General features: G+C 31.4%; 11 protein-coding genes and 1 tRNA gene. 2 read left to right on the top strand and 10 right to left on the bottom strand.

What is annotated here, in order from left to right:
• Positions 1-58: 58 nt before the first annotated feature.
• Both GJV76_RS14355 and GJV76_RS14350 read right to left on the bottom strand, forming a co-directional pair.
• The gene (locus tag GJV76_RS14355; protein WP_155093288.1) at positions 59-2002 is read right to left on the bottom strand and encodes an OmpA family protein; all 1944 of its coding nucleotides are present in this window, start codon (positions 2000-2002) and stop codon (positions 59-61) included.
• 211 nt (positions 2003-2213) lie between these two features.
• A complete protein-coding gene (locus GJV76_RS14350; RefSeq protein ID WP_155093287.1) occupies positions 2214-2591 on the bottom strand; it encodes a hypothetical protein in 378 nt (125 codons plus the stop codon).
• A gap of 486 nt (positions 2592-3077) precedes the next feature.
• Here GJV76_RS14350 and GJV76_RS14345 point away from each other — a divergent pair, with 486 nt between their 5' ends.
• Positions 3078-3560 (top strand): hypothetical protein, encoded by a 483-nt coding sequence (locus tag GJV76_RS14345; RefSeq protein ID WP_155093286.1) that lies wholly within the window; start codon positions 3078-3080, stop codon positions 3558-3560.
• Here GJV76_RS14345 and GJV76_RS14340 read toward each other — a convergent pair whose 3' ends face one another.
• The 8 genes from GJV76_RS14340 to GJV76_RS14305 form a co-directional block, all read right to left on the bottom strand.
• The gene (locus tag GJV76_RS14340; RefSeq protein ID WP_230381571.1) at positions 3561-4430 is read right to left on the bottom strand and encodes a helix-turn-helix domain-containing protein; all 870 of its coding nucleotides are present in this window, start codon (positions 4428-4430) and stop codon (positions 3561-3563) included.
• Positions 4431-4573: 143 nt separating this feature from the next.
• Complete coding sequence (locus GJV76_RS14335; protein WP_155093285.1) at positions 4574-4804, bottom strand: hypothetical protein; 231 nt, start codon at positions 4802-4804, stop codon at positions 4574-4576.
• 443 nt (positions 4805-5247) lie between these two features.
• Positions 5248-5775, bottom strand: coding sequence for a hypothetical protein (locus GJV76_RS14330; protein WP_155093284.1), 528 nt, complete (start codon positions 5773-5775; stop codon positions 5248-5250).
• Positions 5776-5947: 172 nt separating this feature from the next.
• Complete coding sequence (locus GJV76_RS14325) at positions 5948-6580, bottom strand: alpha-ketoglutarate-dependent dioxygenase AlkB family protein (protein ID WP_155093283.1); 633 nt, start codon at positions 6578-6580, stop codon at positions 5948-5950.
• Positions 6581-7071: 491 nt separating this feature from the next.
• Entirely contained in the window at positions 7072-7935 is an 864-nt protein-coding gene (locus tag GJV76_RS14320) for a helix-turn-helix domain-containing protein (RefSeq protein WP_196216237.1), read from the bottom strand.
• Positions 7936-8762: 827 nt separating this feature from the next.
• Complete coding sequence (locus GJV76_RS14315; protein ID WP_155093281.1) at positions 8763-9878, bottom strand: GNAT family N-acetyltransferase; 1116 nt, start codon at positions 9876-9878, stop codon at positions 8763-8765.
• A gap of 49 nt (positions 9879-9927) precedes the next feature.
• Positions 9928-10461 carry a GNAT family N-acetyltransferase gene (locus GJV76_RS14310; RefSeq protein WP_155093280.1) on the bottom strand — a complete coding sequence of 178 codons (534 nt, stop codon included), beginning with the start codon at positions 10459-10461 and terminating at the stop codon, positions 9928-9930.
• 8 nt (positions 10462-10469) lie between these two features.
• On the bottom strand, positions 10470-11078 hold the full coding sequence (locus GJV76_RS14305; RefSeq protein WP_155093279.1) for a class I SAM-dependent methyltransferase: 609 nt from the start codon (positions 11076-11078) through the stop codon (positions 10470-10472).
• 481 nt (positions 11079-11559) lie between these two features.
• Between GJV76_RS14305 and GJV76_RS14300 the strand changes: the two genes are divergently transcribed.
• Positions 11560-11634, top strand: a tRNA-Pro gene (locus GJV76_RS14300).
• The last annotated feature ends 152 nt before the right edge of the window (positions 11635-11786 follow it).

Here is an 11786-nt window from a genome sequence, read left to right as displayed (position 1 = left end):
ATATAATACAAAAGAGGGTGACCTTTTGGGACACCCTCTCTTTGATATATATAAATTGCTATTTATTCAAAATCAAGAACTCTGAACGCCTATTCTGAGCATCTTGTGCCTCATCACATGGATTACATTTTATCTTTAGATCCTTAGATCCGTAACCTTCATACTCTAATCTATCCTCAGCTACTCCTTGACTAACTAAGTATTCAACAGTTGCTTGAGCCCTATTCTCAGACAATTTCAAATTGTATTCTGCTTTACCTTTACTATCTGTATGTGATGCCACTTTTACACGCATAGTAGGATAGCGTTTCATTACTTTTACTAATTTATCTAATTCGTGCTTACTTTCTAACGTGATTTCCTTCTGATCAAAAGCAAAGTGAATTGGCGCAAGCGTAATGCGGTCTTCTTCAATCATTAATTCCTCTAAAGGTCTTAAGTAAACAACTATTGACTCCCTTTCTTGATCCTTGCCAATTGAAACCTCTAATTCTTCGTTGATATAATCGGCGTGATTAATCTCTACTTTATACGTTTCGCCACAAGTAATATATCCCTCTACTTTACCATCTTCTCTTGTCACAGCTTCAGCCTCAGTCATTCGCTTACTATTTGTAAACTGCACTAAAGCATTTGGAATAACTTTGTCAAATTTCTTGTTTTTTACTGTAATTTCAACATCGCGTTTACATACTGGAAGTACTTTATAAATGTCATTACGACCAATTCTATTGGAAGAAAAGAACCCTATATTCTTACTGGGATAAAATGAAAAAGAATAGTCATCCAATGCGGTATTAATAGGTGGACCTACATTAATAGGTTTAGCATTTTTACTATCTAAGTCAACCATATAAATATCCATTCCTCCAAATCCACCCCATCGATCTGATGAGAAATACAATATATTTTCTTCGCTTACAAAAGGATCGTCGTTGATTGTCCCAGAATTAATAACACTTCCTAAGTTCTCAGGTTCGCCGTAATCTTCATCTTCTAACAATTCAACACGCCAAATATCAAGCTCACCATGACTCCCCTCCATATTAGATGCAAAATACAAATATTTACCATCTGCGCTCATAGCTGGACTCTGGTAAGTGTAATGAGGCTTGGTAAAAGGTAGCTTCTTTACTTTTCTCCACTTTGTTCCTTTTCGTTGTGCTACAAAGAGATTCATTATTCGGTCTCTGCTTTTTACGATTGGATTCTTTCTAAAGCGACGATGTCTATACGATTCGGAAGCAAAGAAAATGCGCTCTCCGTCTGGAGCGAGTGTAGCTCTCCCATCGTTAAAACGCTTATTGATAGTTCCCTTTAATCTCGTTGCTTTAAAAATGGGGTCGGAAGGTGATTTAAACTCCGCTTGGTAGATATCGTAGTTAGGCAATCTCTTATACTTGTCGCGAACTTCAAATAGCTTTCGGGCTATTTTCTTTTCTTGTTTCGTGCGATTCGACACAAAGTATATTGTATCATTTGAAGTCATTAACGCACCAAAATCGTCATAGTATCGATCATTCATTCCTGATTCTTGGTAAGAAAATCGCTCTTTCAACTTTGATAGATTATAATAAGCATCAGGATCTTGTAAAAAGTCTTTTGCTCTACTGTCGGTAGGTTTTAGCTCTGAAAAGTCATCCATCATATCTCGAGCTACCTCATAACGACCACTTTTCTGTAGAATCTTTGCGTAGCGGTACAACACCTCTGGATCTATATCTTTGTCCTTGGCAATGGCTTTACCATAATAAGTAGATGCCTCGATAACGCGATCTAACTTATCATAACAGTTAGCCAGTTGCAAGTAAACATACGCATCTGTATTTCGGCTGCCTCTATCTAAGCGTTTATATTCCTCAGCAGCTTTTGTATATTCAGTATTCTTATAATATTTGTCAGCGCGTTTAAGGCTTGGTTTTTTCTTTGCAAGTACATCCACATTAAAAGCGAAACACATTACTACCAGCATCCCATACTTGACAATATATCTTCCAATCATGTTTATTCTTCTTTTTTTACTAAATCAAATTTACTATAATATTATCCCTTATTAAAGCATAACGCGACAAAACAAAATTAGTTGCCTTTATTCGACTATTTTTTTATATCAATAGATTAAAAAGAAAAAGCAGTTTTCTTCACCATTTAGAAAACTGCCTTAACATTAATTATACAAAACACTTGACTTATCTAAATTAGCAAGTTTTTTATTATTTAACAATAGTTCCTTCGAAAATAATTTTCTTTTTATCTTTTAAACAAATTTTCTTACTACAAAAACCTAAAGAGAAATTATCATCTTTATAGATTGTATCTCCATTAATAACTAATTTAGGCAAGATAACTTCCTTCTTATTAAGCTTAATAAGTGCCCAATTATTTATGTTGTCATAAGAGATAAACAAGGTATCTCTATCCATATTGACATAATTGACATTTAAGACATTTGCTTCCCCTTGATTAATTAATTGATTATTTTCAACTGCTTGCCGTTGTTCGCTTCCCTTTTCTGTTTTCTGTTGACAAGAAAAACTCAGTATCAGAAGAACAAAGCATATAATCTTATTACCTCCTATAATTATCTTCATATTAAAATTCGAAAAAACACAAATAACACATTTACTCTACTAAATTATCTTATCAATAATCTATCTAAAAAAGTACTTACAATATTACATAAAAAAACCGATCACTATGTGACCGGTTTTATAAAAATCTATCTATGACGACGACGAGGTCATCATTATAACCACTACTCAAATATACATTAAGTAATACCTACAAACTTTAAATATTCAAATACGAATATCAAATTTCATCAATGAATCACATATTGAATTTCTGACAAAACAAACCTGAAAATCAATATATAATTGTAAATTAACAGTTCCTTTTAAAGATTATTTTACAACAAATACAAAAAAATGATTGACAAATTCACATAGCAGCCTATGAAATGCGATGCAAAATCATGGTTTGTATAGCGGCAATAAATAATAATTTCTTAACATTATTAAAGCAATTTTTTATAAAAAATCTACGTTTAAAGTATATAACCACAAAAAACAACAACTATGAAAACTGAAAAAATAATCTTATTGCAATCTCTTTTATCTCCAGAAGAACACAATGCTATTCTCAACGAAATGCGAGATAAAGTTGAAGATGACAAACTACTCCATTATCTTTTAGGTAATGACTTTTTCTTTAAACTGAACCTAAATGAGAAACACCAAGAAACAGCATTAATAGATTTCATTGTTCAAAGAGCTTTTGAATTAGATATGGAGTTTTCTAAAGACATCAATACCCTACACAAGAAAATTAAAAACGTTTATCGAAAAAAAGATTTCCTACCCTTAGAATTAAATCAATACACCCTTCAAAAGCTGAAGAAAACACTGCATAAGGACTACACTATAGGTTCGCTAAATAAAGCTGATGATTTCGTATATCTATGTATATTAAAGAAGAAGAACTTAAAAAAACTGAGAAACCTTCACTTTCCTTTTGGGGACTTTGAAAAAATAAGTGATACGTTCGACCAGGACAATTAACTAAATACTTTTACACTTAAACTGACTTGGGGTGACCCCCACATAAGTCTTAAAGAATCTACTAAAATAGGATACATCATTATACCCTAATTCGTATGCACATTCCTTGATAGAAAAGCCACTGTGTTTGAGTAAGTACTGCGCTTCGAGTATAATGCGTTCGTGAATAAGGTGTAATGCTGTATCTCCTATTTCTTCCTTGATAACTTCCGTTAAATGCTTAGCTGTAATCCCCAATAATGATGCATACTCCTGTACGCTTTTCAGATCTTTATACTTTTCATCAACCAATTGTTTAAACTGATAAGTCAATTGATACTGTCTGTTCATATTCTTTCGAAAACCAAGAAGGCAGTACTCACAAGCTCTGTTATACTCATATAATAAAGCAATAACCTTTAAGCGTATCATATCAAGGTGGTAGGCATATTTCTCTTGCAACTCTATTTCAATACTGCTAAATAAGGAATGCACTTCATTATAGCGATCTTCTAATCTATACAATGGCGGATAATCAGCATTTAAATATAGGAGTTCATCAATAATGTTCTCCTTTAGAAATAACTTATACAAAAACGATTTGTGAAAGAAGATCTGCATAACCTCAAAATCTTCAGAAACAGACTTAGTACTGTATATTACGTCAGGTGAAATAATAGAAATCGTTCCTGCATCTATTACAAAACTATGGTACCCAACTCTTAGTTTCATACTCCCTTTTATTCCAAGCACCACAATATAGTAATCCATTTTCTTAGGAGAAGATACTATTAAATGCTTGCTATCGCGAGAAAAAACAATCTCTTTATCTTTTGTAAAAGTGTAATCCATAAATTCTGTAATAACTCTGGCAAAATTAATTAAAATCATTCTATATAAATACAAGATAACTTTCTTTTAACCTTCTGTTTGAACTCCCTTCAACAAAAATTTCACATTGCCGTAAAGTATGAGAAAATAAAAAGCCTTGAGAAATACTTCTCAAGGCTTATATGGTAATAATAATTTAAATCTTAATTATAACAGAACTCTGTAGGAGCAAAATTTAAAGCTCTCAAAAATTCTCTTGGTTGCTCATCTAATTTGACAACCTGCTCATTACTCAAAATGAAATTAGATTTAACCCATTCCTTTGTATTATATACAAGGTTAAATAATTCATTTTGTAATTCTTCTGTTTGCAAACCAAATAATTGAGCTTTTTTGGCTTCAAACCCTTTGTTATTAAAGGCTACTTTCTCCATAATGTTTTGTTTTGTTGTTTTATACTGTTCTTCTTATTTTCAACTACCTTTTACTTGGCTTTATTATAATAATTGAAAATATTGTCTTACCTCATTATACTAATTAACAACAACTGTACCGAAATATTTGTAATTGGCTATTAATACAAATATATTTTATGTTAAAAAGCTAATAAAATAAAACAGCGCAATTTATAACATTACACATTTACTACCAATAAGGCGTATAACAATTCACAATAATTGATACATCTATACCCTTAAGTACTAATAATGAATAAATAAACACGTTTTATTAATACATAATAATCAATGATATTTATATGATAAGAAAATACAATTTAAAAAGAGGTAAAATATGATATAAATCATATAAATATTCACTTGTTTATGCTAAACATAGTCTTTCAATTGAAAGAATTTAGAGTTTTAGAAAGTGATAACTACCTTATTCCCATTTTTTTATTCGCAAACAACAATAAAGATTGTACATAATCACAGTCAAAGCCTATACCGTAAACTTCATCAACACTTAACTCATCAATCGTATCTAACCATTCTCCAGTTTCTGATAGTTCTTCAATAGCGAAAACACACTCACCATCTTTTTCCAGAAATCTACCAATACGCCAATCGTTACTATGCTTTAATCTTAAAGAAAATGCACCATACTTCTGATTGATTTGCTTCAATATAGTAAAGAAGTCTTCACTTAAATCAAAAGGCGTATAAGTGAAATCAATGTACTTAGCCTTGAAAATATCTTCTTTAAACTTGAGATGATCATCTTTAAAGACTTGAGCGATCTTACTTCGATTTATTAGTTCATAACCGTCGATCATATACTCAATTACATTGCGTTTAATCAATACCCATTCCTCATTATAGTCTACTATTATACCGTAGATTATATTCTTCTTTCTACCTTTCAAATGAAGGCCAACATACTGATATAAATACTTTTCGACCATAACCGTAGTTTTAATTAAAAAAACAAGTCTCCTTAAATAACAAGAATAACCTTAAAGAGATTGAACTAAATTTAAGAAAAATAAATGAAAAACTATCATTTACTATGCATTTCTAATCAAGTATTTTAAAAAATATTCAAATATCTATAAGTCAATTTGTTAACTTCATAATCTATTCACTAAAGTTCTGCGACTCTTTTTCTATTGTTCTAAAAGTCAGATTAATTCGGCCTTTTCTTACTTTCTTACATGGAGGTAAACGGTGTAACCAATAATCTTGTGTTACTCCTTTCATTTCAATCAAACTCCCTGTTTCTAAAACGACATCTCTCTTTTGATTCAACTCTTTGTGTTTGAAGCTAAATATTCTTGTAGCTCCAAAACTCAAAGAGGCAATCGATCCATTCTTTTTCAGATCTATCTCTCCATCACTATGCCAAGCCATCCCTTCCTCTCCTGTGGCATAATAATTTAACAAACAAGAGTTATAAGTCTCTCCCGTTTTTGCCTCTACAATTGTTTTCAACACCAATAAACTCTCCGTCCAAGGCAAAGCATATTTAGTAACATTAGAGTACGTATAAGCAAATCTTTCATCTCCATACCAAGCTATTTTCCTCTTTGTACTTATTCTCTTCCCGTTCACTACTGCTTCATCGTGTTTCCAAGCGATTTCATCCAATAACCTGGAATAATAATAAAGACTTTCTTCGACAGTTAAAGCAAAGCCATGTAAAAGTACTTCTCCATCAAAAGGCAACAGATTGTCCCTTTCCTCATCCACAAACTGTGTAAATAAATCCATATCAACATTTTAAAGGACAATATTACAGATAAACAAATAGGGAATCAGAAAAAAAGTTGCGATAAATTAAAGCAAAAAAGGCCAAAGAATTACTTTGACCTCTTTATTGACATTAATCAAAAAGATGTTTTGTGGGGATAAAGTTTTTCAAATTGGCTAAAACTAAATCGTTCTTTTTAATTAAAATCATATTTCTTACTACTATTTTATGTCATTATTAAATAGGACGAGTATAATAACTTAAAAAGTCAATCGAAATCAACCTCTGTAGTAAGAAAAATAAATGAATAATAAATTATAAATGAAAAGCTGTTTTGTTGTTTATGAAATTTTTTTATTACTCACTTTATCTTATCTATTTTCTATACTAAAAAGTAATTTACAATTATCAAAATAACGCATTATGTACTAATTTAGCAGGGGAGTAAAGTACGTAACTTTTATCGAAATGACACATTGAATAAAACACTTAATACATTGAATTAACGCACTTATTTTACTTGAAGTTCCCTAACTTCACTTGGAGATAAATCAAATTGTTTTTTAAATGATTTGTAAAATGTGTTATAATCGTTGTAATTGCACTTGAACGCGATTTCTTTTAAACTCAAAGTAGAGGATACGATAAAGTAAAAAGCATATATATTCTTATTCTCATTGTAAAAACTCAAAAAATTTGTATTGTATATTTTCCTATATCCTATCTGCAACTGGTTCAAAGTTAAACCAACTTTATTTGCTATCTCTACTGGTGTAGGGTACTTCTGATTTACATCAAAATCCATTGCACTATCTATGCGTAGAACAATGTCATGTGCTTGAATTATACTATTTTCAAATCCATTTGATGCGTTGTGTAAATGGGAATCAATTGGAAAAGCACTTTGTATTTCATTAAAAGGCAAAGCAAATCCTTGTAAAATATCAAAATCAGTATTCATAGAAACACGTAAGACTAGTGCCTTGTAACTATTGCTAAACTTATCGACTAAATCAAACTCAATATAGCGATAATGACTAGGCATTTTCTCAAAATACTCTTTATCTTTATTAAGGATATCGCTAAAATCAAACCCTTTACTAATGGGCAATAACTCCGCTAACTCATTAGACATAGCATGAGCTTTATTCTCGTGATCTAACAAAAAGAATAAGGGTAAACACAAAGGTTTACTCTTGCTGCTTACTTTTTTTTCTTTAAGGATTTGCCAATAAACATTCAAGAAGTTAACTATAATTATAAAATTGACCGTCTCTTGAGCATTCGCAACATCAATCCTCCTAAGCAAATCAAACCTCTTAAATAAAAACCAAAGTAAGTGGTAATAATTCTTTTGAATCTTATGACTATTCATTTGTGTTTTAAATTTAAAACCAACAAAGCGCACCATGTAATAACTACCTAAACAATAATTACACAATGAGAAATTGTTAATCTATTTATACTAAAAAAAACACTACCCGTCACTCGTCCAAAAGCAAGTAAGTATTTATTTTGTAAAAATAGTACCTTTTTAAAAACTGACAATAAAAATATTCAAAATATGAGTTTTATTTTCATAAAAAACAACATTCCTTAAACTATTACTAATCATTAAAGTAAAGTATATTCATAATTCGCAAAACAACCTCTTGAAACCATAACAATTGTTTACAAAAAATTATCCAAATTTACATATACAAAAAATTATCCAAATTTACATATACAAAAAACAATTCATTAAAGTATTGAAAAATACACGACATAGCGTTGACAAGTTTTCACAACAAAAAAGTAAGCCTTTTGATAGAGAGCATCTTAAAACTCTAAAAAACACAATGAAGAACTTAACAAAGTCACCTATTTCCGATAAAAAACAAATGATCTGGATAAGCTTTTTTAATTTAATTCGATAACTTTTTAAAGTTTCCCCGTACAAACTTCTATTTTACCACATGGATATTCCGTTTTCAGACTGATTAAAATACTTACTTGCAAGGTGAAAATTATTTAAATACACTATAAGTCAACATCAGTCTCACAAATATATTAAGTATTAAAAACCAAAAATATTATAGCTAATAAAACAAAAAAGACGCTTTAAAAGTGGTTAAACAAAACCTTTCTTTCAAAGCGTCCTTTTGCATAGACAATAACAGAATGCACAGTGGCAAATTGCTTTTTTCAGTATGTCAATTTTAATTATAATTGCAAGCGAAACTGCTGCATTCGTCTCAATCTATTCTTTAAAACTGATGGTTCTACTATAAAATCATAGACATATTGAAAGCCAAATTTAATTGGCAAACGCGAACTATATTCATTTGCTTCTTCTACAGAATAAATAATAGTCCTCGTTTTGATATTTTCTTTAACAATATTCAACATCGCTTGGACAATAATTGTCCCAAGTCCCTTTCCTTGTTTAGATTCTTTTAGCCATAACCCCAGCTCAACAGTTTCATCGTTTATATCGTGAATACCACAACTACCAACAAATTCATTATTCTTTGTATCTAAAACAACTAGCACCATTGCAGCTCCTCGTTCAAATTCTACTCGAGAACTTCTTATATATTCTTTTGTAAACTCAATGTTCTTTACAGGGTCAAAACTTAAGTACTTAGACACTTCTTCAGTTAAATTATCATAGATATCATAGAGAAAGTCATTAGATATTGGCACAAACTTCAAATGGTCTATTTCGTAACTAAAGTCTTCAATAGACACAATATTTCTCTGTTGATCTTTAACCATGTTTATAATGGTTTCTAAATCGTAAATTAAACATTGTTCAATTCCATCCTTAGCCCTTACCCCAAAGATTGACTCCTTGTTTGCAATCAATAATTCCCTTGTATAAAACCAAGCGTGATCGTAAAACAATACAGGATCTAAAGAAGCCCACAGCGCATCATCTTCTACCTGACTAAGATATGGAGGCCACAAATATTTTGAATGTTGACTCCATATATCTTCTCCAAAACTCAACCCATCAAACTCAGTCGTATTGATAAAAACTTCCCACTGCAATCCAATGGCTTTTGCTACTTTCAACAATACACGCAAAATCAAATCTTGATTATTGCTATCCACGGTCAAACGCTCAAGTAAATATGCCACAACGATAGGAGTAGAAATAACTAAACCACCTTTTTGTTCAATTTGATTAGCTAAAGTAACAAGCGCCATGCGTTGTTCGTGAGTACTTCCCCTTTCGATTACTTGTATTAATGCGGGAATATTATGGGCTCTACCTTCCCAATGAACTAACCTATCCCAGGGAATTTGATTAAAATCAATCTTACTTCTATTCAACTCTCTATTCTTTTTAAATAACACATCCTTGATTTAAAAGTAAATCAATCTATTTTTTCGCATTGGGTTTTCGATACTGTAACATATTCAATACTTTCTCCTCACTGATGTTTCTAACAAATGAATTGTGATACACATATCCTAACTTCTCAGCTATTTTTATACTTCCACTATTGTCTTTTTCAACATTGTAGATTAAGTAATCTACATCTAAATTATACTTAGTGTAATCTTCCAACCCCTTAATCAATTCAGTACCATATCCCTTGCCGAAAGCAGCTTCTTTCAACCATATTCCAAGTGAAATTGACTCATCGTTAATATCGTGTAAACCACAACAACCGATAAACTCACCTGTCGCTTTATTGCTTGCTACCAATGTGATATCAAGTCCTTTTTCTAATTGACCTAAGCTATAATCGATAAAGCCCTGTGTATCTTCGAGTTTCCCCGTCGGTACAAAAGGAAGAAACTTTGCTACCACAGGTGTCAAAGCATCAAAAATATCTTGTTTATACTTTTCACTTACTATCTCAAAATGCAAACGATCGGTATCGAAAGCAATATCTTTACTAAATCCCATATATTATATTATTTATTTTTTAAAAAACGACAATAAACGAAGTTCTGTGTAGTCTCAAATGGAGTCATGTGATCACTATAGAAGTAGTCCTGCAGACTAAAATGTCCTTCAAATAGGTTGCTAATATCTTCTGCATTATACTGTATAATTTCTAACCCACTGCATTTTAAAGGACCTTGTTTTGAAAATGTTGCCATAATAATTCCTCCTTCTACTGCACTACTTACCAATTCGCTATACTGTTTTGCCTCTTGTGCAGTTAAGAAATGAAAAACGGCTCTGTCATGCCAAATAGCATACTTCTCACTTGGATGAAAGTCCGTAATATTACTTTCTATCCAAGTTACTTGATGAGCTTTGTCCCCTAACCTTTTCTTTGCACGTTCAAGGGCTGACTTAGAAATATCTAAAACAGTAATATCTGTATAACCTGCTTCTATCAAATGATCAACAAGGTTACTATCCCCCCCACCAATGTCGATTATCTTAACATCTTTGGGTAGATTAAAATCAGTTATCAACTTGAGTGAATGAACAGGCTTAACTTGCGTCCAACTCACTTGGTCCGCAGTTTTTGTATTGTAAACACCTTCCCAGTGTTCTTTTACTTTATCCATAAAAAATTACGTAATAGAAATACAAAAGTAATGAATCCAAAATATAAGGAGTCAATTATAAAAGCAAAATAAAACATAAAGGCTTTTCTCCTTCTCGAATGTAAATAAAGATAATCCACTGATAGCATATTTCTAAGAATATAGACATTTCACAAAACAGTCAATTTGGGCTAATGCAGTTAGCGTACCCTTTCCTTTTAGAACTAACCTCATCTTATTTTCACAAGGTTTAATCCAATATTTACGACTACCAAGATCCTAATTAAAACAAGTAGAGTAAAAATCTTATTTTTAACAAAAACATATCTTACTAATAACGAACACGATAAAGATTATACGCAAAAAAGGTTGATATTTTTCCAATAATCTATTTGCAGAAATCAAAAAGTCGCAGTATGTTTGCATCCGCATTAGAGAAGTAATTATCTNTCATCGGGTAACCGATGCCAGGGTTCGAGTCCCTGTCTCTCCGCTAAGTTTTCGGGGTGTAGCGTAGCCCGGTCATCGCGCCTGGTTTGGGACCAGGAGGTCGCAGGTTCGAATCCTGCCACCCCGACTTTTAGGGTATCAGAATGTGCCTAAATCCGTAAGTATCAATTACTTACGGATTTTTTTATTTTTAAATATATCATAATAATCCATTGTAAATCAATCTTAATGTGAGCTATTAGGGATCAATCTCAAAAGTTGTGTTTAGGCATAAAGCTT

Source organism: Myroides albus (genome assembly GCF_009711045.1).
Classification (GTDB): domain Bacteria; phylum Bacteroidota; class Bacteroidia; order Flavobacteriales; family Flavobacteriaceae; genus Flavobacterium; species Flavobacterium album_A.
The sequence above is the reverse complement of the archived record's forward strand: the minus strand, read 5'-3'. Positions and strand labels throughout refer to the sequence as shown.

What these genes read in the sequence shown, in the direction of transcription:
- GJV76_RS14350 (WP_155093287.1), bottom strand. Translation starts at nt 2,591, where the DNA reads ATGAAGATAATTATAGGAGGTAATAAGATTATATGCTTTGTTCTTCTG.
- GJV76_RS14330 (WP_155093284.1), bottom strand. Translation starts at nt 5,775, where the DNA reads ATGGTCGAAAAGTATTTATATCAGTATGTTGGCCTTCATTTGAAAGGT.
- GJV76_RS14335 (WP_155093285.1), bottom strand. Translation starts at nt 4,804, where the DNA reads ATGGAGAAAGTAGCCTTTAATAACAAAGGGTTTGAAGCCAAAAAAGCT.
- GJV76_RS14345 (WP_155093286.1), top strand. Translation starts at nt 3,078, where the DNA reads ATGAAAACTGAAAAAATAATCTTATTGCAATCTCTTTTATCTCCAGAA.
- GJV76_RS14325 (WP_155093283.1), bottom strand. Translation starts at nt 6,580, where the DNA reads ATGGATTTATTTACACAGTTTGTGGATGAGGAAAGGGACAATCTGTTG.
- GJV76_RS14305 (WP_155093279.1), bottom strand. Translation starts at nt 11,078, where the DNA reads ATGGATAAAGTAAAAGAACACTGGGAAGGTGTTTACAATACAAAAACT.
- GJV76_RS14340 (WP_230381571.1), bottom strand. Translation starts at nt 4,430, where the DNA reads ATGATTTTAATTAATTTTGCCAGAGTTATTACAGAATTTATGGATTAC.
- GJV76_RS14310 (WP_155093280.1), bottom strand. Translation starts at nt 10,461, where the DNA reads ATGGGATTTAGTAAAGATATTGCTTTCGATACCGATCGTTTGCATTTT.
- GJV76_RS14320 (WP_196216237.1), bottom strand. Translation starts at nt 7,935, where the DNA reads ATGAATAGTCATAAGATTCAAAAGAATTATTACCACTTACTTTGGTTT.
- GJV76_RS14355 (WP_155093288.1), bottom strand. Translation starts at nt 2,002, where the DNA reads ATGATTGGAAGATATATTGTCAAGTATGGGATGCTGGTAGTAATGTGT.